The sequence below is a fragment of the Stappia sp. genome, from assembly GCF_040110915.1.
In the GTDB taxonomy this organism is placed as follows: Bacteria; Pseudomonadota; Alphaproteobacteria; order Rhizobiales; family Stappiaceae; genus Stappia.
Map to the genome: position 1 here is coordinate 4,094,621 of NZ_CP157793.1, position 24,634 is coordinate 4,119,254.

General features: G+C 69.9%; 21 protein-coding genes. 8 read left to right on the forward strand and 13 right to left on the reverse strand.

The features are described 5' to 3' along the window. Positions 1 to 18 precede the first annotated feature (18 nt). On the forward strand, positions 19 to 1,446 hold the full coding sequence (locus ABL312_RS18340; protein ID WP_349358845.1) for a cytochrome P450: 1,428 nt from the start codon (positions 19 to 21) through the stop codon (positions 1,444 to 1,446). A gap of 41 nt (positions 1,447 to 1,487) precedes the next feature. Further along, positions 1,488 to 2,576 carry a hypothetical protein gene (locus ABL312_RS18345; protein WP_349358846.1) on the forward strand — a complete coding sequence of 363 codons (1,089 nt, stop codon included), beginning with the start codon at positions 1,488 to 1,490 and terminating at the stop codon, positions 2,574 to 2,576. Positions 2,577 to 2,600: 24 nt separating this feature from the next. Here ABL312_RS18345 and ABL312_RS18350 read toward each other — a convergent pair whose 3' ends face one another. The 7 genes from ABL312_RS18350 to rph form a co-directional block, all read right to left on the reverse strand. Continuing rightward, a complete protein-coding gene (locus tag ABL312_RS18350; RefSeq protein ID WP_349358847.1) occupies positions 2,601 to 3,923 on the reverse strand; it encodes a TRAP transporter large permease in 1,323 nt (440 codons plus the stop codon). A 5-nt stretch (positions 3,924 to 3,928) separates the two neighbouring features. Next, the gene (locus ABL312_RS18355) at positions 3,929 to 4,456 is read right to left on the reverse strand and encodes a TRAP transporter small permease (protein WP_349358848.1); all 528 of its coding nucleotides are present in this window, start codon (positions 4,454 to 4,456) and stop codon (positions 3,929 to 3,931) included. Positions 4,457 to 4,562: 106 nt separating this feature from the next. Beyond that, a complete protein-coding gene (locus ABL312_RS18360; RefSeq protein ID WP_349358849.1) occupies positions 4,563 to 5,621 on the reverse strand; it encodes a TRAP transporter substrate-binding protein in 1,059 nt (352 codons plus the stop codon). A gap of 305 nt (positions 5,622 to 5,926) precedes the next feature. Then, complete coding sequence (gene phaZ / locus ABL312_RS18365) at positions 5,927 to 7,519, reverse strand: polyhydroxyalkanoate depolymerase (RefSeq protein WP_374730216.1); 1,593 nt, start codon at positions 7,517 to 7,519, stop codon at positions 5,927 to 5,929. Between the two features lie 242 nt (positions 7,520 to 7,761). After that, positions 7,762 to 8,919: a radical SAM family heme chaperone HemW gene (hemW, locus tag ABL312_RS18370; RefSeq protein WP_349358850.1), complete on the reverse strand. Its 1,158-nt coding sequence runs from the start codon at positions 8,917 to 8,919 to the stop codon at positions 7,762 to 7,764. Further along, positions 8,916 to 9,563 carry an RdgB/HAM1 family non-canonical purine NTP pyrophosphatase gene (gene rdgB, locus ABL312_RS18375; RefSeq protein WP_349358851.1) on the reverse strand — a complete coding sequence of 216 codons (648 nt, stop codon included), beginning with the start codon at positions 9,561 to 9,563 and terminating at the stop codon, positions 8,916 to 8,918. The genes hemW and rdgB overlap by 4 nt, the downstream gene beginning before the upstream one ends. Positions 9,564 to 9,586: 23 nt before the next feature. Then, a complete protein-coding gene (gene rph / locus ABL312_RS18380) occupies positions 9,587 to 10,300 on the reverse strand; it encodes a ribonuclease PH (RefSeq protein WP_349358852.1) in 714 nt (237 codons plus the stop codon). Between the two features lie 212 nt (positions 10,301 to 10,512). Here rph and hrcA point away from each other — a divergent pair, with 212 nt between their 5' ends. The 4 genes from hrcA to ABL312_RS18400 all read left to right on the forward strand — a co-directional run bounded on the left by hrcA (position 10,513) and on the right by ABL312_RS18400 (position 14,514). After that, entirely contained in the window at positions 10,513 to 11,580 is a 1,068-nt protein-coding gene (hrcA, locus tag ABL312_RS18385) for a heat-inducible transcriptional repressor HrcA (RefSeq protein ID WP_349358853.1), read from the forward strand. A 70-nt stretch (positions 11,581 to 11,650) separates the two neighbouring features. Beyond that, a complete protein-coding gene (locus ABL312_RS18390) occupies positions 11,651 to 12,457 on the forward strand; it encodes a molybdopterin-synthase adenylyltransferase MoeB (protein ID WP_349358854.1) in 807 nt (268 codons plus the stop codon). A 4-nt stretch (positions 12,458 to 12,461) separates the two neighbouring features. After that, on the forward strand, positions 12,462 to 13,193 hold the full coding sequence (locus ABL312_RS18395) for a SprT family zinc-dependent metalloprotease (RefSeq protein WP_349358855.1): 732 nt from the start codon (positions 12,462 to 12,464) through the stop codon (positions 13,191 to 13,193). Between the two features lie 133 nt (positions 13,194 to 13,326). Beyond that, entirely contained in the window at positions 13,327 to 14,514 is a 1,188-nt protein-coding gene (locus ABL312_RS18400) for a multidrug effflux MFS transporter (RefSeq protein WP_349358856.1), read from the forward strand. Positions 14,515 to 14,529: 15 nt separating this feature from the next. Here the strand turns inward: ABL312_RS18400 and ABL312_RS18405 are convergent, their stop codons facing one another. Beyond that, complete coding sequence (locus ABL312_RS18405; protein ID WP_349358857.1) at positions 14,530 to 16,734, reverse strand: PBP1A family penicillin-binding protein; 2,205 nt, start codon at positions 16,732 to 16,734, stop codon at positions 14,530 to 14,532. A gap of 239 nt (positions 16,735 to 16,973) precedes the next feature. Here ABL312_RS18405 and ABL312_RS18410 point away from each other — a divergent pair, with 239 nt between their 5' ends. Continuing rightward, on the forward strand, positions 16,974 to 17,276 hold the full coding sequence (locus ABL312_RS18410) for a DUF1330 domain-containing protein (RefSeq protein WP_349358858.1): 303 nt from the start codon (positions 16,974 to 16,976) through the stop codon (positions 17,274 to 17,276). Next, a complete protein-coding gene (locus ABL312_RS18415) occupies positions 17,273 to 17,749 on the forward strand; it encodes a GNAT family N-acetyltransferase (RefSeq protein ID WP_349358859.1) in 477 nt (158 codons plus the stop codon). The genes ABL312_RS18410 and ABL312_RS18415 overlap by 4 nt, the downstream gene beginning before the upstream one ends. 128 nt (positions 17,750 to 17,877) lie before the next feature. Here the strand turns inward: ABL312_RS18415 and ABL312_RS18420 are convergent, their stop codons facing one another. From ABL312_RS18420 to ABL312_RS18440, 5 genes are all read right to left on the reverse strand, one after another. After that, positions 17,878 to 18,828, reverse strand: a complete 951-nt coding sequence (locus tag ABL312_RS18420) for a GNAT family N-acetyltransferase (protein WP_374730151.1) — start codon at positions 18,826 to 18,828, stop codon at positions 17,878 to 17,880. A 250-nt stretch (positions 18,829 to 19,078) separates the two neighbouring features. Next, positions 19,079 to 21,349 (reverse strand): ATP-binding protein, encoded by a 2,271-nt coding sequence (locus ABL312_RS18425; protein WP_349358860.1) that lies wholly within the window; start codon positions 21,347 to 21,349, stop codon positions 19,079 to 19,081. A gap of 138 nt (positions 21,350 to 21,487) precedes the next feature. Then, the gene (locus tag ABL312_RS18430; RefSeq protein WP_349358861.1) at positions 21,488 to 23,014 is read right to left on the reverse strand and encodes a YifB family Mg chelatase-like AAA ATPase; all 1,527 of its coding nucleotides are present in this window, start codon (positions 23,012 to 23,014) and stop codon (positions 21,488 to 21,490) included. A gap of 99 nt (positions 23,015 to 23,113) precedes the next feature. Continuing rightward, positions 23,114 to 24,076 (reverse strand): glutathione synthase, encoded by a 963-nt coding sequence (gene gshB / locus ABL312_RS18435; RefSeq protein ID WP_349358862.1) that lies wholly within the window; start codon positions 24,074 to 24,076, stop codon positions 23,114 to 23,116. Between the two features lie 178 nt (positions 24,077 to 24,254). Then, on the reverse strand, positions 24,255 to 24,632 hold the full coding sequence (locus ABL312_RS18440; RefSeq protein WP_349358863.1) for a YraN family protein: 378 nt from the start codon (positions 24,630 to 24,632) through the stop codon (positions 24,255 to 24,257). Positions 24,633 to 24,634 lie beyond the last annotated feature (2 nt).

Consider the following 24,634-nt stretch of genomic DNA (forward strand, 5'->3'; position numbering starts at 1 on the left):
CAACGAGGGGGTGCACGAATGGCACGGAGCACGGCGCGCGCTGACAGGCCCGATGCGGCGACGCAGACGGGATCCGGGGCAGCGGGCGGGTATGTCCCTCCCTATCCCTATCGCCATCCGGCGACACCCTCGGTGCCCGACCTGATCCGGCTGGGCCGCCGCAGCTTTCTGGACATCTGGCCGGCGCACGCCTTTTCGCTGCCGTGGCTCAAGATCGCGATCCTGCGCCGGCAGATCTTCGTCTGCAACAATCCGGCCACCGTGCAGGAAGCGCTCGCCCGCAAGCACGAGACCTTCCAGCGCAAGACGGCGCAGATGCGCCACGCGCTCGAGCCGCTGATCGGCGACGGGCTGTTCATCTCCGACAAGGAGACCTGGAAGGCGCGCCGGCAGATCGTGGCGCCGATCATTCATGCCTCGCGGGTACCCGCGTTCTTCCCCATCATGAGCGAGACCGTGGCCGAACGCCGCGCCGCCTGGGAGGCGCTGGGCGACGGCGGGCGGATCGACGCGCTGCAGGAGATGGCCCATCTGACGGCGGAGATCATCTGCCGCACCATCTTCGGCCGCCAGCTCGGCCGCGATTATGCCGCGGAGATCGTCGAGAGCTTTTCCGACTACCAGCGCCACATCGACCAGGTCGATCTGCCCTCGTTGATCGGCTTGCCCGACTGGTTTCCGCGCTGGCGCGGACGCGCGGTGAAAAAGGCGGTCAAGCGCATCGACACGGTGCTCGACGAGATCATTTCCAGCTATGCGGAGCGCGCCCGCGACGGCGAGACCTCGGTGATCGGCGGATTGCTCGACGCCCGCGACGCCGACGGCAAGCCGCTGTCGCGCGAGGCAATCCGCAACGAGGCGTCGGTGATCTTCATGGCGGGTCACGAAACGACGGCGAACACGCTGGCCTGGGCGTGGTTCCTGCTGTCGCAGGCGCCGGACGTGCGCGCCCGCCTGCACGCGGAACTCGACACCGTGCTCGGCGGCCGCGATCCCGGCTTCGACGATATCGCGCGGCTGCCCTACACGCGGGCGGTGATCGAGGAGACCCTGCGGCTCTATCCCCCCGTGCCGATCCTGGGGCGCGAGGCGCTCGCCGACGACACGATCACCGGCCAGCCGATCCCCAAGGGCTCCATCGTTCTCGTCGTGCCGTGGCTGCTGCACCGCAATCCGACCCTGTGGGAGCGCGCGGATCACTTCGAGCCGGAGCGCTTCCTGGAGGCTGCACGCGGCGGCCAGTCGAAATACGGCTATGTGCCGTTCGCCATCGGGCCGCGGATCTGCGCGGGGCTCGCCTTCGGCCTGACGGAGGCGATCCTGTCGCTCGCCATGCTCGCGCAGCGCTTCGATCCGGTGCTGGAGGAGGGCGTCGACATTCAGCCGGTCTGCCGCCTGACCCTGCGCCCGGGCGATGCGCTGCCCATGCGGCTGATGCGGCGCTGACGGGTGTTCCGCGGATGGCGGTGCGGGGCGCGGACGGGACGATGACGGGGCGTGAGGACCGGCAGGAGCCGACACGCGATCCTGCGCCCGCGCGCGACGGCGCGGTGACGATCCGGATCGACGAGATTCCCTTTGCCGAAACCATGGCGCCCGAGCCGGAGGCGCCGCCGCTCGGCGCGTGTTTCGCGCGCGGGGAGATCGGGCGCGCGGCGCGCGGGTATCACCTGTGGGATCGGCTGTCCGGCGGCGCCTTCGTCGCGCTCGACGCGCTGTTCCGCCGTCTTCCCGTCGATGTCGGTCCGGCGGTCGGGGCGGCCATCGCCGGCGTGACCCGCCGCCTGGAGGGTCGGCGCGTCTATGCCCGTCGGATCGCCCATAATCTCTCCGTCCTCGCGCCGGACGGTCCCGTCACGGGCACGGCGCTGGAAGCCAGCGTGGCGCGCTGGTGGCGCACCATGGGGCGGATGATGGCCGAATACGCCAGCGTCGAGCGCTATCGCGCGTCCCGACGGGTCACGGTGGAAGGCTATGACGCGCTGAAAGAAACGGGGCTGGCCGACGGGCAGTTCATCTATGTCGCCGTGCATCTCGGCTCGTTCGAACTGCTCGGCGAGGTCGTCAACAACGGTTTGAACCGGACCTGCATCGGCATCTGGGAGCCGGAGCGCAACCGCTTCCGCAACCGCCTGCTGTCGCGGCTGCGCCGCCGCTACGGCATGCATGTCTTCCCGCCGGGTCAGCGTTCGGCGCGGCACATCCACCGCTGCGTGGTGCAGGGCGGCACGGACATCCTGTGCTTCGTCGACGAGGTGCGCGCGCGCCAAAGCCATCTGCCGACCTTCGGCCGGCCGTTGCCGGACCGGGGCAACGGGGTCAACGCGGTGAAACTGGCGTTGCGCTCCGGCGCCCCGCTCATTCCCGTCTACATGCTGCGCGAGCCGGGCGGCCGCTTTCGCGTGCGCCTGCACCCGCCTTTGCCGCTCGACCGGGAGGTGCCCGCCGAGGAGGCGCTGCGCAAGGCGCTTGAGGAGATCGACGCCTTCTTCGATCCGATCGTGCGGGAGAATCGCGAGCAATGGTGGATGCTCGCCGAGGCGCGGCTGCCGGGGTTCGATCCGAACCGGACGTGATGCGAGCGGATGCGACGCGCCGGCTCAATAGAGCCAGCGCACCAGGAACAGCGTGATCGAGGGGAAGGCGACCAGAATGGCGACCCGCACCAGATCGCTGGCGATGAAGGGCACCACGCCGCGGAAGGTCTGGCCGAGCGACACATTGGGCGCCATGGAGTTGATCACGAAGAGATTCATGCCCACCGGTGGCGTGATCAGGCCGACCTCCACGACGATCAGCACGATGATGCCGAACCACAGGGCGAATTCCTCCGGCGGCAGGCCGAAATCGAGCGCCGAGACGATCGGGAAGAAGATCGGGATCGTCAGCAGGATCATCGAGAGCGAATCCATGATGCAGCCGAAGATCAGGTAGCAGACCAGGATCAGAAGCAGCACCAGCCAGGGATTGAGGCCGAGATCGGCGACATGGGCGGCGGCCTGTTGCGGCAGCTGCGAAAAGGCGAGAAAGCCGTTGTAGACCGTGGCGCCGAGCACGATGAAGAAGATCATGCCGGTGGAGGAGGCGGTGGACAGGAAGGAGTCCACCAGCCCCTTGCGGTCGAGCCCGCCGTTGATCAGCGCCACCAGCCCGGTGCCGGCGGCCCCCACCGCGGCCCCTTCCGTCGGCGTGAAGAAGCCGGAGTAGATGCCGCCGATCACCGCGATGAAGATCAGCAGCACCGGCCACACGGCGGCGAGCGCCGCGCCGCGCTCCGCCCAGGAGGCGCGCTCCCGGCTGCCCGCGCTGTCGGGGCGAAAGCGCACGTAGAGCGAGACGGTGAGCATGTAGCCGGCCGCCGCCAGAATGCCGGGCACGAAGGCGGCCATGAACAGCTTGGCGATGTTCTGTTCGGTCAGGATCGCGTAGATGACGAGCACGACTGACGGCGGAATGAGAATGCCGAGCGTGCCGCCGGCGGCGAGACAGGCGGTGGACAGCGCGCCGGAATATCCGGCGCGCCGCATCTCCGGCAGCGCCACCTGGCCCATGGTGGCGGCGGTGGCGAGCGAGGAGCCGCAGATCGCGCCGAAGCCGCCGCAGGCGGCGACCGAGGCCATGGCGACGCCGCCGCGCCGGTGCCCGACGAGGGTTTCGGCCGCGCGGAACAGCGCCCGCGACATGCCGCCGCGCGTCGCGAACTGCCCCATCAGCAGGAAGAGCGGCACGATGGACAGCGAGTAGTTGGAAAACGTGCTGTAGACCAGTGACTTGAGCTGGCCGAGGATGGGCGCCGTGGTGCCCGTCACCAGCGTCGTGCCGGCAACGCCGACGAGAAACATGGCAAGCCCGATCGGCAGGCGCGCGAAGATCAGCGCCAGCAGGACCGGGATCGACCACAGGCCGATTTCGAGAGGTGTCACGGACGTCACTCCTGGGCGGCGGTCGGGTGGGGCGTGCCCGCGCGCATCTCGTCGTAGCTGCGCCAGATCGTGTAGGCGCAGACCACGATCGCGAAGCTCGCGCCGATCATGGCGGCCGCATAGGCCCACCACAGCGGAAACTGAAGGATGAAGGTGGTTTCCTGATAGGTCTTCTTGTCGAGCAGGCCGAGCCACAGGCGCCAGGCGATGAGGGCGGCGACCGCGGTCATCAGGATGTTGCTGACCAGATCGACGGCGGCGTTCACGCGCGATCCGAAGCGGGTCATCAGCAGGTCGACGGTGACATGCCCGCGCTTGAGCTGACACCAGGGCAGAAAGGCGAAGATGGCGAAGGCGGTGCCCGCCTCGACCAGCTCGTAATCGCCCGGCACCGGGCCGAGGCCCATCCAGTTCAGCTCGCGCCCGGTGATCGACACGACCGTGGTCACGGTCAGCGCGACGAGAACGGCGCCGCCGGCAATCGCGAGAAAGGCGGAGATCCGCTCCAGGATTCGTTCCATCGACTTGCGCACGGCAGATCCTCTCCTGATCCGAAACCCTGGCCGGGGCGTGGCGTCCCCGGCGCCGGACCTTTGACGGAACGACCCGCGGGCCGTTCCGTCAAGTCGCTGCTCGCTATCACTCGCCGGCGTGTTTGTCGACCAGCGCGCGGGCCGCCTCTGCCAGCGCCTGTCCGTCGAGCCCGCGTCCGTCCATCTCCGCGATCCAGTCGTCGGTCACCCGCTGGGCCGCCGCCTTCCAGCGCGCGGTTTCCTCCGGCGACAGCATGCGGATGGTATTGCCGGCCTCCTCCGCCCTGGCCTTGCCGATCGCGTCCACCTCGTCCATCGCCCGGCCGAACAGCGCGGCCGCCTCGGGACCGGAATTGGCGTCGATCACGGCCTTGAGGTCGTCCGGCAGGGCGTCGTATTTCGCCTGGTTCATGGCGAAGACGAAGGTCGCGGTATAGAGCCCGCGCGGATCGTCGAAGCCGGTGTGCGTGTTGACCAGTTCGGTCATCTTGAGCGGCAGCGTCACCTCCCAGGGGATCACCGCGCCGTCGATCACGCCCTTGGAGATCGCCTCCGGCACGGCCGGCACCGGCATGCCGATGGCGGTCGCGCCCAGCTCGCCGAGCAGCCTGGTCACGATGCGCGTCGGCCCGCGCAGCTTCAGGCCTTCCATGTCCTCAAGGCGCGACACGCCGTCGCCCGAGACATGCAGCAGCCCGGGGCCGTGCACGTGAAACGCCAGCGGCTTGACACCGGCGAATTCGTCCATCGCATGCGTCTCGACGAACTCGTGGAAGGCGCGCGACGAGGACTCCGCATCCTTGCCGAGGAACGGCAGCTCGAAGGCCTCCGTCTTGGGGAAGCGGCCGGGGGTATAGCCGAGCAGCGTCCAGACGATGTCGACGACACCGTCGCGGGCCTGGTCGAAGAGCGCCGGCGGCGCGCCGCCGAGCTGCATGGACGGGTAATGCTCCACCTTGATGCGCCCGTCCGACTGGGCTTCCACCGCCTCGATCCACGGCGCGATCGCGCGCGACGGGATCGCGGCCTGCAGCGGCAGGAACTGATGGACGCGCAGCGTGACCTCCTGCGCAGTGGCCGGCAGCGCGGTGCCGGCCAGAAGGCCCGCGACCATCGCGCCCGCGCCGAGAACGCGCCGCGCCGAGGTTGTGATCTTCGAAAGCATGGGGGTCCTCCCGTTTTTCGCGTGCGACGGTCGCCCGTCCCGGGCACGCAATCTTGTCAGGGGTCGCAGGGTGTTTGATACAAAAGGTAATGTAAAATGAGATTTCAGCGTATTTGTATAACCGGATATCAACAGGCGACCGCCGACCCGAGGGGCATAGGCGTGACGCGGGGCGAGGCGCCGGGCGGGGTCGAAACGGCGGTCCGAAGTGGGGTGAAAACGCACAAGGCCCGCGCGAGGCGGGTTCGCGCGGGCCTTGCAAGGATGCCTGGGGGAAGGATGCCTGGGGGGAGGGAGCCGGGCGGTCAGCCCTCCGCGGGCTGGGCCGCCGCCAGCTTGCGCGCCTGTTCGATCCAGCCCTCGCGGGCAATCCGGCCCTTGAAGTCGAGCTTGCCGTCCAGCGCCTCGATCTGCGCGTCGGTGAGCGCGGCGATCTGCCAGAAGTGGAAGATGCCGGCCCCGTTGAGCGCGGTCTGAAGCTTCGGCCCGACACCGGTGATGGCGGTGAGATCGTCCGCCGCGCCCTGCGGTTCGGCCAGCAGCACGGTGGCCAGCGGGTCGCCGGCGCGCGGGGACGCGGTCTCGGCCTTCGCCGCCGCCTTGTCCTGCGTTGCCGCGGGACGCGCGACGGGCTCGGAGGTCTCGCGCTTCACCGCGTCCTTCACCGGAACCGGCGCCTTTGGCGCGGCCGGCGCCGTTTCGGGGCGCTTGTAGTGGGTGCGGATGAAATCGAGGATGCGCGGGGCGATTTCGGAGCGGAAGCGCGAGCCGTTGAAGACGCCATAGTGACCGACGTCGGGCTGCATGTAATGGGCCTGCATGTCGGGCGAGAGGTTGACGCACAGATCGTGCGCCGCCTTGGTCTGGCCGCGCCCGGTGATGTCGTCCTTCTCGCCTTCGACGGTGAGCAGGGCGGTGCGCCGGATCGCGCCGCAGTCGACCGTCTCGCCGCGATGGCGGAACTCGCCCTTGGGCAGTGCGTGTTTGATGAACACGGTCTCGACGGTCTGGAGGTAGAACTCCGCCGCCAGATCCATGACGGCGAGATACTCGTCGTAGAACTCGCGGTGCTTCTCGGCGCTGTCGCCGTCGCCGGCCACCAGGTGGTTGAAGAACTCGTGGTGGGCGTTCATGTGCCGGTCGAGGTTCATGCTCATGAAGCCCGACAGCTGGAGAAAGCCGGGATAGACGTCGCGCATGAAGCCGGGCTGCGGAAACGGCACCTTCATGATGACGTTGCGCTCGAACCACTCGATGCCCTTGTTCTCGGCCAGGTCGTTCACGGCGGTCGGGTTGATCCGCGTGTCGATCGGGCCGCCCATCAGCGTCATCGAGGCCGGCGCCATCGGGTCGCCATGGGCTTCCATCACCGCGACGGCGGCAAGGGCAGGCACCGAGGGCTGGCACACCGCCATCAGATGCGTGTCGGGCCCGAGGAAGTGCAGCATCTCGATGATGTAGTCGATGTAGTCGTCGAGATCGAAGCGTCCTTCGGTGACCGGAACCATGCGCGCGTCGACCCAGTCGGTGATGTAGATGTCGGCGCTCGGCAGCAGCGTCTCGACCGTGCCGCGCAGCAGCGTCGCATAGTGGCCCGACATCGGCGCGACGATCAGGATGCGGGGATCATTGCGCCGCCGGGGGCCGGTCTTGCGGTCGAAATGAAGCAGGTTGCAGAACGGCTTGCTCCAAACGACCTCCTCGCGCACCGGCACCTTGACGCCGCTGACGGTCGTCTGGTCGAGCCCGAACTCGGGCTTGCCGTAGCGCCGGGTCATGCGCTCGATGAGTTCGCATCCGGCGGCCACCTGCCGGCCGGCGGGGGTGTGGCTGAGCGGATTGAGCGGATTCTGGAAGTAGAGGCGCGTCATGTCGGCACCGGCCCGGATCGGGCTCATCGCCGCATGGGTGAATTCGTACATGTGATAAAGCGGCACGCGATCGACCCCCGTCCTGTGCTGGCTGGAGATGGCCAGACTGTTTTTCGCATTGCAAAAATAATATGACAAGCTGGAAGGTTACATCAAGCGCGACAGACGTCGACAGGCCATTTCTCGGCAAATTTGCCTATTGTTTCAGCGCTTGACTTGCCCGTGCCGTGTTGCGCCGCCGAAAAGGGCAGGTCGGAACGGCGCGCGACTCAGGCCGCGAGATCCGCGACCACGGCATCGAGAACGAGCATGCCGGCCGGGGTGACGCGCACGCGGGTGCCGCCGAGGCGCTCGACCATGCCGTGCCCGATCAGGTCGTCCAGCCGGCGCGGATCGATCCGGCGCCCGGCGATGGCCTCGTAGCGGGCGAGGTCGATGCCCTCGGTGAGGCGCAGGCCCATCACGAGAAACTCGTCGCCCTGCTCTTCCTCCGTCAGCGGCGTGTCTTCCACCAGGCCGTGGCCCTGCGCCTCGACGGCGGCGAGCCAGGTTTCGGGGTGGCGTTCGGTGGCGGTCGCGACCTTGCCCGCGCCTTGCGTCAGCCGGCCGTGCGCGCCCGGCCCGACGCCGACATAGTCGCCATAGCGCCAGTAGACGAGATTGTGCCGGCACTCCGCGCCGGGCCTTGCGTGGTTCGAGACCTCATAGGCCGGCAGCCCGCGCGCGTCGCAGATTTCCTGCGTGAGATCGTAAAGATGCGCGGCCGTGTCGGGATCGGGCACGACGAGCTTGCCGGTGCGATGCAGCTCGAAATAGGGCGTGCCCTGCTCGATGGTGAGCTGGTAGAGCGACAGGTGATCGGCGGCGAGATCGATGGCCTCGCCGAGTTCCGCCTGCCAGGCGGCGGCGCTCTGGTCGGGCCGCGCGTAGATCAGATCGAAGGAAATCCGCTCGAAGGTGGCGCGCGCAATCGCGATCGCGTCGCGCGCCTGGGCGACGTCGTGCAGCCGGCCGAGGCGCTTGAGATCGGCATCGTCGAGCGCCTGCACGCCGATCGACAGCCGGTTGACCCCGGCCGCGCGGTAGCCGCGAAACCGTGTCGCCTCCACGGAGGAGGGGTTCGCCTCCAGCGAGACCTCCGCATCCGGCGCGACCGTCCACAGCCCGCCGATGGCATCGAGAATGCGCCCGACCGTCGCCGGCTCCATCAGCGACGGCGTGCCGCCGCCGAGAAAGATCGAATTCACCGTGCGCCCGGGCGTGCGCGTGGCGAAAGCCGCCAGTTCGCGTTCGAAGGCGGCGGCGAAGCGCGGCTGGTCGATGGCCGCATGGCGGACGTGGCTGTTGAAGTCGCAATAGGGACATTTGGCCTCGCAGAACGGCCAATGCACATAAATGCCGAAACCGCCGTCCGCCTGCGTGGTCATGCGCGCTCCAGACAGGCCGCCGAAAAGGCCTGGAAGGCGCGCGCGCGATGCGACAGGGCCGGGCCGGTGCGCGACCAGCCGTGTTTTTCCTGCGAGGACATTTCCGCGAAGGTGCGCGTGTGCCCGTCGGGCCTGAACATCGGGTCGTAGCCGAAGCCGCCGTCGCCGCGCGGCGGCCAGGCGATCTCGCCCTCCACCTCGCCGCGGAAGAACTCCGCGTGCCCGTCCGGCCAGGCGAGACACAGCACGGCGACGAAGGAGGCGCGCGCGCCCTCGGCCTGCGCGACGCCGGCGGCCGAGAGCTTCTCCGCCACCGTGCGCATGGCCATGGCGAAGTCCTTGTCCGGCCCGGCCCAGCGCGCGGAATAGATGCCCGGCGCGCCGTCGAGCGCGGCCACACAGAAGCCGCTGTCGTCGGCGAGCGCCGGCAGACCGGCGGCCTCAGCCGCCGCGCGGGCCTTCAACTCGGCATTGGCCTCGAAGGTCGTGCCGGTTTCCTCCGGTTCAGGCAGGTCGAGCGCACCGGCCGAGACGACGTCGAAGCCGAAGGGGGCCATCAACTCGTCGAACTCGCGCAGCTTGCCCGCATTGTGGCTGGCCAGAACGATGCGCCCGGGGGCGAGACGGCGGGATGCGGTGGTCATGCGTGCCTCGGGAAAGGGGGTTTTCAGGAAATGGCCATCTTCTGGAAGTCGACGAGGCGCGAGATGCCGGTCTTGGCGAGGGCGAGCAGCGCGGCGAATTCCTCCTCGGTGAAGGGCGTTCCTTCCGCCGTGCCCTGGATCTCGACGATGCCGCCCGTGCCCGTCATCACGAAATTCGCGTCCGTGTCGGCGTCGGAATCCTCGACATAGTCGAGATCGAGCACCGGCGTGCCGGCATAGATGCCGCAGGAAATCGCGGCCACGTGATCCTTCAGCACGTTGGCGCCGACCATGTCGCGCGCGCGCATCCACTCCAGGCAATCCTTGAGCGCCACCCAGGCGCCGGTGATCGCCGCCGTGCGCGTGCCGCCGTCGGCCTGGATCACGTCGCAGTCGACCGAGATCTGCCGCTCGCCGAGTGCGGGCAGATCGACCACGGCGCGCAGCGAGCGCCCGATGAGGCGCTGGATCTCCAGCGTGCGGCCCGACTGCTTGCCGGCCGAGGCCTCGCGGCGCATGCGCTCGCCGGTGGCGCGCGGCAGCATGCCGTATTCCGCCGTCACCCAGCCGCGGTTCTGGCCGCGCAGCCAGGGCGGCACCCGGTCCTCGAGGCTCGCGGTGCACAGCACATGCGTGTCTCCGAACTTCACGAGGCAGGAGCCTTCCGCGTGTTTGGAGACGCCGCGTTCCAGCGTGACGGCGCGCAGCTCGTCGGCCGCACGTTTGGATGGCCGCATGTCGATCCCTTTCCAGACTGCGTTTCTGCCGTTCTTCTAATGCAAAGTCCCGCGCGTTGAAATGGGGGTTCGCGGGCGCGCAACGGGGGACTACGGTCTTGGCGCGATATGTCCTATATCTAGGACACGGCGGAGCGCACGCGCGCCGCCCGACCGCGGTCCCGGCACCGGGACCGGCGAAACGAGACGGAGCTGATGGGGATCGACGAGACGTGACTTTGGGTGTGCCTCCGGTCAGCCTGCACGAGCTGGACCAGCGCTCGCGGGAGATCTTCCGGGCGATCGTGGAAAGCTACCTCGACACCGGCGAGCCGGTCGGGTCGCGCAATCTGTCGCGCCATCCCGGCATCCAGCTGTCCCCGGCCTCGATCCGCAACGTGATGGCGGATCTGGAACATTCCGGCCTGCTCTATGCGCCCCATACCTCCGCCGGCCGGCTGCCGACGGAGGGCGGCCTGCGCTTCTTCGTCGACGCGCTGCTCGAGGTCGGCGACCTGACGCAGGACGAGCGCGCCCAGATCGAGGTGCAGGTCAAGGCGGCGCAGAGCGAGCGCACCAGCGAACAGCTGCTGACCGAGGCGAGCCAGATGCTGTCGGGTCTGTCGCGCGGCGCCGGGGTGGTCTTCACCCACAAGGCCGACGCGCGGCTGCGCCACGTGGAATTCGTCCGTCTGGAGCCGCTCAAGGCGCTGGTCGTGCTGGTCGCCGACGACGGGTCGGTGGAGAACCGGGTCGTCGATCTGCCGCCCGGCCTGCCGCAGTCGGCGCTGGTGGAGGCGTCGAACTATCTCACCAACCTGATTCGAGGCCGCACGCTGGCCGAGGCGCGCCGGGAACTGGAGACCCAGCGCGACCGGCACCAGCAGGAGCTCGACGCGCTGACCGCCAAGCTCGTGGAGGCGGGCATCGCGACCAAGAGCGGGGCGAGCACGGATGTCGGCTCGCTGATCGTGCGTGGCCGTTCCAACCTCCTGTCCGATCTGGAAGCGGAAGAGGATCTGGAGCGCATCCGCCTGCTGTTCGACGATCTGGAAAAGAAGCGCGACCTCATTCAGCTTCTGGCCGCGGCCGAAGGCGGGGAGGGGGTGCGCATCTTCATCGGTTCGGAGAACAAGCTGTTCTCCCTGTCGGGATCCTCCATCGTCGTCTCGCCCTTCCGCGATCAGGACGAGCGCATCATCGGCGTGCTCGGCGTCATCGGCCCGACGCGCCTCAATTACGCGCGCATCATCCCGATGGTGGATTACACCGCCCGCCTCGTCGGTCGCTTGCTGCGCTGACCCTGCGCCGCCCGGTTGCCACCACACGCGCAGGGATGCGACGCTCACGCCCAACACCGCGAAAAGATCCATGACGACCCTCTCCCCCGCCGAACTCGAACGCTACGCCCGCCACATCGTCCTGCAGGACGTGGGCGGTCCCGGGCAGCAGAAACTCAAGGCCGCCCGCGTGCTGGTGATCGGCGCCGGCGGGCTCGGCGCGCCGGTGCTGCAATATCTCGCCGCCGCCGGCGTCGGCACGCTCGGCGTGGTCGACGACGACACCGTGTCCCTGTCGAACCTGCAGCGCCAGGTCATCCACGACACCGACCAGCTCGGTGAACCCAAGGTGGCCAGCGCGGCCGAGGCCATCGCCCGGCTCAATCCGCATGTGAAGGTCGAGCCCTGGGCGGAGCGGCTTTGTCCCGCCAACGCGCTCGCGCTTATCGGCCGCTACGATCTGGTGATCGACGGCTCGGACAATTTCGCGACGCGCTATCTGGTGTCCGATGCCTGTTTCTTCGCCGGCAAACCGCTGGTGACGGGGGCCGTCGGCCGGCTCGACGGATCGCTGACGCTGCTGAAGCCGCATGAGCGCGATTCTGAAGGTACGCCCAACCCGACCTACCGCTGCCTCTTTCCCGAGCGTCCCGCCGACGGGCTGCTGCCGACCTGCGCCGAGGCCGGCGTGCTCGGCGCGCTGACCGGCATGATCGGCACCATGCAGGCGATGGAGGCGATCAAGGAGATCGCCGGCTTCGGCGAGGGGCTCATCGGACGCCTGCTGCTGGTCGATGCCCGCGACATGCGCTTCGAGACGATCCGCTATCGCTGGTCGGCGAAGAACCCGCTCAACGGCACCGCGCCGAAGCGCTTCGAAGATCTCGTGACGGTGTAAGCCCATGTGGCGCAGGCGTGTCGATCCGCTGCCCGAGGCGATCTCGCTGAGCATCGACGGCGCGGAGCATACGATCCGGCTGGTGCGCAACGCCAGGGCCCGGCGCTACATCCTGCGCCTGCCGGCCACGGGCGGCGATCCGGTGCTGACCGTGCCGCAGCGCGGCACGCTGGAGACGGCGCGCGACTTCGCCCACCGTCAGCGCGACTGGCTGGCCCGGCAACTCGCCGGACGGCCCGATCCCGTGCCCTTCGCCGACGGCGGCACGGTTCCCTTTCGCGGCACGCCGCATGCGATCGTGGCCGGCGGCGGCCTGCGCGGTCTGGTGCGGGTGTGCGATGGCACGCCGCATCCGCTCCTCGTCGTTCCGGGGGACGCCGCGCATGTCGGGCGCAAGCTCACCGACTGGCTCCGGCGGGAAGCGCGGCGCGATCTTGAGGCGGCTGTTTCCGGCCATGCGGAGCGGCTCGGAGCCCGGGTCTCCGGCCTCACCCTGCGCGACACGCGCAGCCGCTGGGGCTCGTGCAGCAGCACCGGCCGGCTGTCCTTTTCCTGGCGGCTGGTGCTTGCGCCGCCCGCGATCCTGGATTACGTCGCAGCGCATGAGGTCGCGCATCTCAGGGAGATGAACCACGGGCCGCGCTTCTGGGCGCTGTGCCGGGAGCTCGCCCCCCAGACCGACACGGCCCGCGACTGGCTGCGGCGCGAGGGCGCCCGGCTCCACCTTTACGGATAGGCGTCTTCCGCCCGTCCGCCTGCCCTTGTCGCGGGTCCGGCCGTCCGGCCCGATCCCTTTCGGCCCACTCTGGCCCGGCCCACTCTGGCCCGGCCCACTCTGGCCAAGACAAACGAACGCGGAGCGCGCCTGCATGCTCAAGCCCGACACCTGGCTGTTGACGATCCTGCTCGCCAGCCTGACGGCGCTCGGGCCCCTGTCGACCGACATGTATCTGCCCGCCCTGCCGGAGATCCTGCGCGAGCTGGACACCGCCAACGCGGCCGTGCAGCTCACCCTGTCGATGTTCCTCGTCGGCTTCGCCGTGGGGCAGATCTTCTACGGCCCGCTCGCCGACCGGCTGGGCCGCAAGCCGGTGCTGCTGACGGGCCTCGGGATCTATGCCGTGGCGAGCCTCGCCTGCACGCTGGCGCCCACCGTCGAGGTGCTGATCGCCGCCCGCTTCCTGCAGGCCTTCGGCGCCGCCGGCCCGGTGGTGCTGGCGCGCGCCGTGGTGCGCGATCTCTACGACGGTCCGCGCGCGGGCCAGGAGCTGGCGCGCATGGGCTCGATCATGGGGCTGGCGCCGGCCGTCGCGCCCTTTTTCGGCGGGTTGATCTCGGGCGCCGCCGGCTGGCGCTTCGTCTTTCTCGTATCGATGGTCTTCGCGGGGATCGTCATCCTCGCCGTCTGGCGCGGCCTGCCGGAAACGCTGGCGCGGCGCGATCCGACTCGCTTCTCCCTGGCCGCGATGCTGCGCGGCTTCGCGGGACTGCTGCGCCATGGCGTGTTCCGCGCCTATCTGGCGATCGTGACGCTGACCTACTGCGGACTGTTCGCCTTCATTTCCGGCTCGTCCTTCGTGCTGCAGGACATCTACGGGCTTGCCCCGTCGGTCTATGGCATCGCCTTCGGCCTTTGTGCAGGCGCCTATGTGGTCGGCACGGTGCTCGGCCAGCGGGTGGCGCCGAAACGCGGCGCGGAGGTCACCATCGCGCTCGGCACGGGGCTTCTGGCGCTCGGCGGCACGGCAATGCTGGTCGCCCTGCTGGCCACGCCCTCGGCGGCTGCCGTGGTGCTGCCGATGATGATCTACATGGTCGGCGTGGGGCTCGTCCTGCCGCAGTCGCAGGCGGCCGCCCTGATGCCCTTTCCCGAGCGCGCCGGCACCGCCTCCTCGCTGATGGGCATCGGCCAGATGGGCACGGCGGCGGTCGTCGGCATCGGCGTCAGCGCGACGCTCGGCGGCGCCGGAGTGGCGCTCGGCGCGATCATCGCGGCCCTGGGGCTGGCGGCGCTCGCCGTCTTCTGGGCGACGCGGCACATGCGTCTGACCGGCTGACGTCGGAAGGCAGCCTCAGCCGCCGAAGATCCGGTTGAGCAGATCGAGCGGTCCGCCGCCGGTATCCCCGTCGCGCATCGGGGGAAGCCGGCGCGCCGGATCGCCTTCGGCCGGCGGCATCGTCACCGGCGCGTCGGGCGCGGCCGGCTCGGCGACGCGCATCGGCCGGTCGATCACGCCCGGCAGCCCGGCGACAGGCACGCCCTGGTGTCCGGCGGTCATCACCTCTTTCCAGATCTTCGCCGGCAGCGAGCCGCCGGTCGCGCGCCGGGTCGGCGAATTGTCGTCGTTGCCGAGCCACACCGCGCTCGTCAGCGTGCCCGTGTAGCCGATGAACCAGCCGTCGCGGAACTTCTGGCTGGTGCCGGTCTTGCCGCCGGCGGGCCGGCCGGGCAGATGCGCCTGCTTGCCCGTGCCGGTCAGCAGGGTCTCGGCCATCATCATGTTCATGTCGGCCAGCGTGCGATGGTCGAGCACCCGGCCGGGTCCGTCGCCGGTGCGGGCATAGAGGATCTTGCCGTCGACCGTGCGGATCTGGCGGATGACATGCGGCACGACACCGTAGCCGCCGTTGGAAAAGGGCACATAGGCGGCCGCGATCTCCAGCGGCGTCACCTCCGCCGTGCCGAGCGCGATCGACAGGTTCGCCGGCATCGGCGAGGTGATGCCGAGCTTCTTCGCCGTGCGGATGATGGCGCGCGGGCCGACCTCGTTGGCCAGCTTGGCGGCGATGGTGTTGAGCGACAGCGACAGCCCCTCGGTGAGGGTCACCGGGCCACGATAGTCCTTGGAGTAGTTTTGCGGCGCCCAGCGGCCGAAACGCACCGGCTCGTCGACCCGCACCGTGCCGGGCGACAGCCCGCGTTCGAGCGCGGCCAGATAGACGAAGGGCTTGAAGGCGGAGCCGGGCTGGCGCTTGGCGTGGACCGCCCGGTTGAACTGGCTCGTCGCATAGTCGCGCCCGCCGACCAGCGCCTTCACCGCGCCGGCCCGGTCGAGCGTGACGACCGCGCCCTGTTCGACGCCGCGTTCGGCGCCCTCCTCGGCAAGCGCCCGGCGCAAGGCGTCCTCGGCGATGATCTGCAGGCCGAGATCGATGGTCGTGTCGACGATGATGTCGCTTTCGATGGCGCCGACGAAGCTCGGCAATTGCTCCATCACCCAGTCGGCGACGTAGTTTTCGCTGGCCGAAGTGTGATGGGTGACGACGCGCATCGGCGCGGCGATGGCGTCGCGGGCTTCTTGTTCTGTGAGATAGCCTTCCTCCGCCATGGCGGCGAGCACGGTGGAGGCACGGGCATGCGCGGCATCGGGATCGCGCGTCGGGGCAAGGCGCGAGGGCGCGCGCAGCAGGCCGGCCAGGGTCGCGGCCTCCGCGACGGTCACCATGCGCGCCGACTTGCCGAAGTAGCGCCGCGCGGCGGCATCGACGCCATAGGCGCCGGCGCCGAAATAGACGCGGTTCAGATACATCTCCAGGATCTCGTCCTTGGAGTGATTGGCCTCCAGCCACAGCGCCAGCACCGCTTCCTGCACCTTGCGCTTCAAGGTGCGGTCGGGCTCCAGAAAGAGATTCTTGGCAAGCTGCTGGGTCAGCGTCGAGCCGCCCTGCACCAGCCGTCCGCTGCTGACGTTGGTGACCATGGCTCGCGCCAGCCCGATGGGGTCGAGCCCGAAATGCGAGCGGAACCGCCGGTCCTCGATGGAGATCACCGCCTGCGGCAGATAGGGCGGGAGCTGTTCCAGCCGCACCGCCTCGCCGCCGGTGTCGCCGCGATTGGCCATCAGCGTGCCGTCGGCGGCGACGATGCGCACGTTGGGCGGGCGCTGCGGCACCTGCCACTCCGACGTCGGAGGCAGATAGGCGGCGTAATAGCCGAGCACGCCGATGCCGGCGATGCCGGCCCAGATGCCGAGCACCATGGTCCAGTAGAGCCCGCGCCGCAGGACGCCGACGAGCCCGCGCCGCCTGCCGCCGCCACGTCCGCCGCCACCGCGCCCGCCACCGGTGCCGCGCGTGCCGCGTTTCCCGGTTTTCGGGGAGGCGGTGCGCGCCTTGCCGGCTGCCGGTTTCTGCGCCTTGCGGCCGGATTTGGGCTGGCCCGACACCACCGCGCGGTCGGCGCCCGTCAGGCGCATGTCGAGCGTGCCGCCGTCGCGCGCCGCGTCGCCGGTCAGGCGCGGTTCGCGCCGGCTGGTCCTGGACGATCCTCGTGCCATCGTGTCGTTCGGTGTCCCCAAGACGCGGGAGGAAGGCGCTGCAAGGAGGCGCGCCGTCCGGCGCGGCACTCCTTTTCGCCGCCCGGCTGTGCAGCTTAAATACGGCGATTTAAGGGGGTGTTAAGCCTGACGGGCCGGCCGCCCCCTCAAGGCTCATGGGCGCTGCCCTTTACACGCGTGCCCGCCTCCCCTACCCCTGTCCGAAAGGCCGGTTCACGGCGCAGACACGGGAGACGCCTATGGCGAAGGGCTACTGGATCGGGCGGGTCGATGTGACCGACATGGACGCCTACAAGGCCTATGTGGCGGCCAATGCGGAGGCCTTTCGCGCCTATGGCGGCCGGTTTCTGGTGCGCGGCGGGGCGTTCGAATGCGTCGAGGGCGCGGCGCGCCAGCGCAATGTCGTGATCGAGTTCGACAGCTACGATTCTGCGCTCGCCTGCTACCGCAGCGATGCTTATGCGCATGCCAAGTCCCTGCGCGAAAAGGCGTCGGTGTCGGATCTGGTGGTCATCGAGGGCTACGACGGGCCGCAGCCGTGAGCGATGCGGCCGCCTTCGTCATTCGCGCCGTCGAACGCGAGGAGGTCGACCGGATCCACGACCTGTGGTGGACGGCGGAGGATCGCGCGGCCTGGCTGCCCGCCTCCAACGGCCGGGATCTGATGGCGGAACTCGACGTGCTGGCGAGCGAGGGCCGCGTCTGGGCCGCCTTCCTGCGCCGCCGTCCGGTCGCCTTCGCGATGGCGGGCGAACTGGACGGGGCGCTGTGGCTGTCGGGGCTCGGCGTCGAGGCGGCCTATCGCGGACGCGGACTCGCCCGCTCGCTGATCGCCTCCACCATCGGCTTCGGACAATGGGCCTATTACCCGGCCGTGCTGGCGCTGGCGCCGGCCGATCAGGACGCGTTTCTGACGCGCTTCGGCTTTCTCAAGCTGGACCCGGCGCGGCTCGAAGGCAGCGCCGCGACGCTCGCCGACATGCGGGGTCTAGAGGCGCGGGCCCGCCGTTTGTAGGAAATTGGCGCGGGCCCGCCGTTTGTAGGAAATTGGCGCGGGCCCGCCGTTTGCAAATTACTTGGCGCGGGCCCGATGCTCCTGGACGACAGGTCCGGTCTCCCTCGCCTGACGTCGGGCGTCCTGGATCAGCTCGCGTAGCGCTGGGCGTCGGCGCCGTAGTAATTCACGTAGCGGCTGTTGAGGGCGCTCACCGGCAGGACGATCAGCACGTCGGTGGTGCCGAACTGGTGGTCGATGACCGCGCCGTCGCCGATGTAGGCGCCGAGGCGGAGATACCCCTTGATGAGCGGCGGCAGCTCGCGCAGCGCCTGGCGCTCGTTCACCGCGTCCCTGGCGAGCCGGTTCATGTCCACGTAGCGGCTGTCCACGGCCCGCACCCGCCAGTCCTCCGGCGCGCGGGCGTGGTGGTGCAGGAAGGAAAGCTGCGCGGCGAGCCGATCGGGATCGGTGCCCTCGATCGAGGCGCAGCCGACCATCACGTCGATGCGATGCATCAGCACATAGGCCCAGATCCCGTGCCACAGCAGCTCGACCGTGCGCTTGGTGCGGTAGGGCGGCAAAACGCAGGACCGGCCGAGTTCCAGAAACCTCTTGCCGGCATGGGCGTCGACCAGCGCCTGGATGTCGAATTCGCCGGCCGTGTAGAAACCGCCGTTGCGCTCCGCCACATCCTGGCGCAGCAGGCGGTAGGTGCCGACGATGCGCGGCTTCTTGCGCCCGAAGGGGGCGTTGCGCTCGACCGCCTCGTGATCGAGCACCAGCAGGTGGTCGCAGATCGCGTCATAGGCGTCGATGTCGCGCCCGGCGGCCTGCGTCTGGGGGTCCGCGACGGCGGACATTTCCTCGTAGAAGACGTGATAGCGCAGCGCCTGGGCCTTGCGGATCTCCTTGGCGGTGCGGGCGAGGCGCACCTCCAGCGATCCGATGCGCCCGAGGCTCGGGGTCGAGCGCCCGGCCGGTTTGACAGCGCCGCCCGGCAGCCAGTTGGGCCGCAGCGCCGCAGTGGCGGCGGCGGGCACGAACTTGCGGACGAGGCCGCGCGGTGACAGCGGTGACAATAGACCCGATCTCGGCATGGTCGTGGTGCTCTTCCTCAAGCGTGCCCCCAGCAAACGGTTTTTGCGCCCGGTTTTCCGCGCGTCGCCGTCCGGTTCCCGTTTGTGTCCCCGCCCGGTCCGCGCGGGGTCGGCCGTGTGGCCGAAACGCCCCGATGCGTTTGCGCCCCGGATACGCGAAGACGGCGGGCAGCCGGTGGTATTAACCGTGCCACAGACCATACTTTCCCGACACTTGCGTGACAATCTGGGAAGTTTCCTGAACCCCGCCTCAGGCGGAGCGGCGCGCGGTGGCGGTGGCGAGCGCCGTGCCGAGACGCTCCGGGTCGAGCGGCTTGGCCAGGACCGCATCGGCGCCGGCCGCCAGGGCCGCGTCGCGCGCCTCCGGCGTGACGTCGGCGGTCACCGCATAGACCGGCACCGCCGGCCAGCCCTTGCGCCGTTCCAGATCGCGGAAACGGTGGATGGCGGTCAGCCCGTCGATGCCGGGCATGTGCAGGTCCATCAGCACCATATCGAAGCCCTGCGGCGATTGCAGCGCCTCCAGCGCCGAGGCGCCGTCGATCACCACGGTGCACTCGTGCCCGAGCTTGCGCACCAGCGCCTCGGTGAGCATGCGGTTGATGTCGTTGTCGTCGGCGACGAGCAGATGCAGCGGACGGATGGCGGGCGCGCGGTCGTGACGGTCGGCCGGGCCTGCGTGCGGGTCGGGCAGGCCGTCCCAGTCGTGCGCGCCCTGCGGGCCGTCAAGCATCGCGGTCGCGACCTGCACCAGCGAGGCGGCGCGCACCGGGCGGATCAGATAGGCGCCGAAGCCGGCCGCCTTGAGCCGGGGCAGCCGGTCGCGTTCGGTCGGCGCGATCAGCACGACGGCCGGCGCCTCGGCGCCCGCGGCATGTGCCCCGGCGAGCCAGGCGCCGGCATCTGCGACCGCGCCGGGATCGAGCAGGATCAGATCCGCCGCCAGCAGCGTTTCGTCGCCGTCCGGATCGCCGGGGGCGATCAGCTCCGCCCGCGCGCCCTCCGCAGCCAGGCGCCGGGCGAGCAACGGGCCCTCGACCCGACTCGTGGTGACAAAGGCGATGCGGCGACCGGCAAGCGCCGGCGTTCGTGGCGGGGCGTGCGGAGGTCCGGCCCCGTCGCTTTCCGCGCGTTCGAGGGGCAGCTCGACGCGAAAGCGCGCGCCGGCGCCGGGCGTCGAGACGGCGGTGATGTCGCCGCCCATCAGCCGGGCGAGCCGGCGCGAGATGGCAAGTCCGAGCCCCGCGCCGTCGAAGCGTCGGGCCGGCCCGTGATCGACCTGCTCGAACTCCCCGAACAGACGCTCGGCGTCCGCTTCGGAAAAGCCGATGCCCGTGTCGGTCACCGTCACGGCGAAACGGGTCGGCGTCCCGTCGCAGGTTTCCGCGTCGCCCGCCTCCATGCCGCCTGGTTCGACGGGGGCGATCTCGATGGCGACGCCGCCCTCTTCGGTGAATTTCAGCCCGTTGCCGGCGAGGTTGAACAGGATCTGGCGCAGCCGCACCCCGTCGACGACGATGCGCTCGGGCATGTCGGGGGCGATGGCGCAGGCGATCTCCAGCCCCTTGGCCTGGGCGCGCGGGGCGAGGAGTTCGCTCACCCCTTCCGCCAGCGGGGCGAGTTCCACCGGCCCCGGCGCGAGATCGAGGCGCCCGGCCTCGATCTTCGACATGTCGAGCACCTCGTTGATCAGCATCAGTAGGATTTCGCCGGAGCCCCGGATCGCCTCGACATAGCTTGCCTGTTCCGCCGTCAGCCGCGTGTCGCGCAGCAGCCCGGCCATGCCGAGAATGCCGTTGAGCGGCGTGCGGATCTCGTGACTCACCGTGGCGAGAAACCGGCTCTTGGAGGCATTGGCCGTCTCCGCCTGATTGCGCGCGGCGACCAGCGCATCCTCGATTCGCCGCCGGTCGGTCACGTCGCGCAGGATCGTCTGGATCAGCGGCTCCCCGCTGCCCGGATCGCGCACGGGCACGTCGCGCCGGGCGAACCAGCGCGGTCCGCTTGCGGTCTCCAGGCACAGGTCGGCGGGGCGCGGGGTACCCGGATCGGCGTCCGGCGCGCCCGCCGGATCGATGTGCCCGTCCGGGAAGAGCCGTCGCGCCGCGTCGTTGGCGTAGACCACCTCGCCGCCGTGCCGCCAGCGGGTGACGACGTCGCCGAGCGTGTCGAGCACCGCGCGATGACGCGTCTCGCTTTCCTGCAGGTGCCAGACCTCGTCGCGCAGGGTCTCGGCGTCCGCCCGGGCCCGGGCGCAGTCGGCGGCAAGCTCGGCCGCGCGGGCCTCCATGCGCGCCTGCACGACGCCGAGCACCGCAAGGCCCACGCCGGTCAGCGTCAGCGCCGTGCCGGCGACCGCCAGACGCGCCGCCTCCGGCACCAGCGCCAGCAATCCCGCGCCGCCGGCGAGAAAGGCGACCAGGGCGACCAGAAGCGTCGCCGCCCGTCCCGGACGGGCCGAACCGGGCGTCGTCGCGGCAGCGGATCGGGACGCGGGGCGGGTATCGGCGGATGTCGGCACGAGAAACCGGACCTCTGGGCGCGAGGAAACGAAGCGGTGCAGGGGCACCGTCAGTCACGCCAGTGTCCGGGGCAAGGATTGAGAAAGGGTTGCGTCCCGTCGGGGCGGGTGTCCGACGTGGTGCGGGGGCGGGCGGGGTCAGGCCGCCTTGCGGTCGAAGGAGGCGCCGCGATAGCTCAGCGCCTCGGCGAGATGCATCCGCCCCACGGTGTCCGCGCCGTCGAGATCGGCGAGCGTGCGCGCGACCTTGAGAATGCGGTGATAGCCGCGCGCCGACAGGGCCAGGCTTTCCGCCGCGCTGTGCAGAAGGTCCAGCCCGGCGGCATCGGGCTTCGCCACCTCCTCGATGGTGCGCGCGCCGGCCTGGGCGTTGGTGCGCGCCGGCAGGCCCAGCGCGGCATAGCGCGCGATCTGCCGTTCGCGCGCCGCCGCGACCCGCACGGCCACATCGGCGGAGTTTTCCGCCCGGCCGGGGCTGATCAGATCGACGGCGGTGACGGCCGGCACCTCGATCCTCAGGTCGATGCGGTCGAGCAGCGGCCCCGACAGGCGCGACTGGTATTCGGTGACGCAGCGCTCGCCGCGCTTGCACACATGGCCCGGCTCGCCCGCATGGCCGCAGCGGCAGGGGTTCATCGCGGCGATCAGCTGCACGCGCGAGGGATAGGTGGTGCGGTGGTTGGCGCGCACGATCACCGTCTCGCCGCTTTCCAGCGGCTGGCGCAGGCTGTCGAGCACCTGCGGCTGGAACTCTGGCAGTTCGTCGAGAAACAGCACCCCGTTGTGGGCGAGCGACACCTCGCCGGGGCGGGCGCGCATGCCCCCGCCGACGAGGGCCGCCATGGAGGCGGAGTGGTGCGGCGCGCGAAACGGCCGGCGCTCCGACAATTTGCCGTCGGCGAGTTCCCCGGCGATGGAGGCGACCATCGAGACCTCGAGAAGTTCCTTCGGCGTCAGCGGCGGAAGGATGGAGGGCAGGCGGCTCGCCAGCATCGACTTGCCCGCCCCCGGCGGTCCCACCATCAGCAGATTGTGCCCGCCGGCCGCCGCGATCTCCAGCGCGCGCTTGGCCGATTCCTGGCCGCGCACCTCCGAAAGGTCCGGCAGCGGGGCAAGGTCCGCGTTGAGCCGGGGCACGGGGCGCGACAGCGCCTGCGTGCCCTTGAAGTGGTTGGCGAGCTGGATCAGCGATTGCGGGGCGAGAATGTCCATCTCCGCATCCGCCCAGGCGGCTTCCGGGCCGCAGGCGGCGGGGCAGATCAGGCCTCTCGCCTGCGCGTTGGCGGCGATCGCCGCCGGCAGCACCCCGGCGACCGGCGACACGGTGCCGTCGAGTGCCAGTTCGCCGAGCACCACGTAGCCGTCGAGATCGGCGGCCGGCAGCGCGCCCATGGCCGCCATCAACGCGAGCGCGATCGGCAGGTCGAAATGCGAGCCTTCCTTGGGCAGATCCGCCGGGGCGAGGTTGACCGTGACACGCTTGGCCGGCAGCGACAGGCCCGAGGCAAGCAGCGCGGAACGCACGCGCTCGCGGCTTTCGCCCACCGCCTTGTCGGGCAGGCCGACGATGGTGAAGGCCACCTGGCCCGGCCCGATCTGCACCTGCACGTCGACGGGCTTGGCCTCAATGCCCTGAAACGCCACGGTCGCGATCCGTGACACCATCGCCCGCCCTCCGGTCCCGCAATCGCGTGTCTTCGAAACGCTTGCAACCTAGCGCAACCGTTCGGGCTTCACAACTGCGGAGCGTGTCGCGGGGGAGTTTCAGCCCTGCGCTGCGCGCTTCTGTTCGACGCTCGTCCAGAAGGCGGCGGCGATGTCGGGGCCGCCGAGTTTCGCGACGGCGCGAATGCCGGTCGGCGCCGTGACGTTGATCTCGGTCAGGCAGTCGTCGATCACGTCGATGCCGACCAGGATCAGCCCCTTCTCGCGCAGCGCCGGGCCGAGACGGGCGCAGATCTCGCGTTCGCGCGGCGAGAGATCGGCCTCGCGCGCCGCGCCGCCACGCACCATGTTGGAGCGCAGATCGCCTTCCTGCGGCACGCGGTTGACCGCGCCGGCGAACTCGCCGTCGACCAGCAGGATGCGCTTGTCGCCCTTCGCCACATTGGGCAGGAAGCGCTGGATCACCCAGGGCTCGCGGAAGGTCACGGCGAAGAAGTCGTAGAGCGAGCCGTAGTTGAGATCGTCCTGGGTGATGCGGAAGACCGCCGCGCCGCCATGGCCGAACAGCGGCTTCATCACGATGTCGCCGTGCTCGGCGCGAAACGCGTCGATGGCGTCGCGGTCGCGGGTGATCAGTGTCGGCGGCATCAGGTCGGCGAATTCGGTGACGAAGAGCTTCTCCGGCGCGTTGCGCACGGAGGCCGGGTCGTTCACCACCAGCGTTTTCGGGTGGATCTTCTCAAGCATGTGGGTGGCCGCGACATAGGCCATGTCGAAGGGCGGGTCCTGCCGCATCAGGATCACGTCCATGTCGCCGAGATCGACCAGACGCTTGTCGCCAAGCGTGAAGTGATCGCCGACCGTGTCGCGCACGGCGACCGGTTCCACCGCCGCCGTCACCGTGTCGCCGGTCATCGCCAGCCGGTCGGGTGTGTAGTGATAGAGGTCGTGACCGCGCGCCTGCGCTTCCAGCATCAGCGCGAAGGCGCTGTCGCCAGCGATGTTGATGGAAGCGATGTGGTCCATCTGGACCGCGACCTTGAGCGGATGGGAAGAGGTCATGAAGGGCTCCGGCGCGGGCGCCGCCCGGTCGGGGGCGCGGGGAGGGGACTTTGGGCCAAGCATATGCGGGTCCGCGCTACCTTTGTCCAGCCGTCCAGCCGGGGGCGGCCCTCTGGGGCGTGCCGGATCAAGCCTGCCAGATCATACGTGCCAGATCATACGTGCCGGATCATACGTGTCAGATATCCGGCGGGCGGAAGGCGTCGGCAATGTGCTCCGGCCAGCGCCGGGGCACGATCAGCACGGCGTCGAAGCGGAAGGTCGCGCTGTCGGGCGCTGCGGCCTGCGAGCGCCAGGCGCGGGCGGCGGCCGCGATACGTCGCTGGGCGTGCGGCGTGATCGAGAGCAGCGCCGCGTCGCGGCTGGCGCGGGCCTTGACCTCGACGAAGGCGATCGTGTCGCCCTTGCGGGCGATCAGGTCGATCTCGCCGCCGTTCGAGCGGAACCGCCGCGCGAGAATGCGCCAGCCCTTGAGCCGGAGCGCCAGCGCGGCGCGGGTCTCGGCCCGCAATCCGAGCCGATAGGCGGCCTGGCGGCTGCGGGCGGGGCCGCTCATGT

Bases quoted from the DNA above. Each gene is read 5' to 3' on its own strand.
- ABL312_RS18400 (WP_349358856.1), top strand. From the start codon at position 13,327: ATGCTCAAGCCCGACACCTGGCTGTTGACGATCCTGCTCGCCAGCCTG.
- rdgB (WP_349358851.1), bottom strand. From the start codon at position 9,563: ATGACCACCGCATCCCGCCGTCTCGCCCCCGGGCGCATCGTTCTGGCC.
- ABL312_RS18390 (WP_349358854.1), top strand. From the start codon at position 11,651: ATGACGACCCTCTCCCCCGCCGAACTCGAACGCTACGCCCGCCACATC.
- ABL312_RS18360 (WP_349358849.1), bottom strand. From the start codon at position 5,621: ATGCTTTCGAAGATCACAACCTCGGCGCGGCGCGTTCTCGGCGCGGGC.
- ABL312_RS18395 (WP_349358855.1), top strand. From the start codon at position 12,462: ATGTGGCGCAGGCGTGTCGATCCGCTGCCCGAGGCGATCTCGCTGAGC.
- ABL312_RS18440 (WP_349358863.1), bottom strand. From the start codon at position 24,632: ATGAGCGGCCCCGCCCGCAGCCGCCAGGCCGCCTATCGGCTCGGATTG.
- ABL312_RS18430 (WP_349358861.1), bottom strand. From the start codon at position 23,014: ATGGTGTCACGGATCGCGACCGTGGCGTTTCAGGGCATTGAGGCCAAG.
- gshB (WP_349358862.1), bottom strand. From the start codon at position 24,076: ATGACCTCTTCCCATCCGCTCAAGGTCGCGGTCCAGATGGACCACATC.
- hemW (WP_349358850.1), bottom strand. From the start codon at position 8,919: ATGACCACGCAGGCGGACGGCGGTTTCGGCATTTATGTGCATTGGCCG.
- ABL312_RS18345 (WP_349358846.1), top strand. From the start codon at position 1,488: ATGACGGGGCGTGAGGACCGGCAGGAGCCGACACGCGATCCTGCGCCC.
- rph (WP_349358852.1), bottom strand. From the start codon at position 10,300: ATGCGGCCATCCAAACGTGCGGCCGACGAGCTGCGCGCCGTCACGCTG.
- phaZ (WP_374730216.1), bottom strand. From the start codon at position 7,519: ATGAGCCCGATCCGGGCCGGTGCCGACATGACGCGCCTCTACTTCCAG.
- ABL312_RS18420 (WP_374730151.1), bottom strand. From the start codon at position 18,828: ATGCCGAGATCGGGTCTATTGTCACCGCTGTCACCGCGCGGCCTCGTC.
- ABL312_RS18340 (WP_349358845.1), top strand. From the start codon at position 19: ATGGCACGGAGCACGGCGCGCGCTGACAGGCCCGATGCGGCGACGCAG.
- ABL312_RS18405 (WP_349358857.1), bottom strand. From the start codon at position 16,734: ATGGCACGAGGATCGTCCAGGACCAGCCGGCGCGAACCGCGCCTGACC.
- ABL312_RS18410 (WP_349358858.1), top strand. From the start codon at position 16,974: ATGGCGAAGGGCTACTGGATCGGGCGGGTCGATGTGACCGACATGGAC.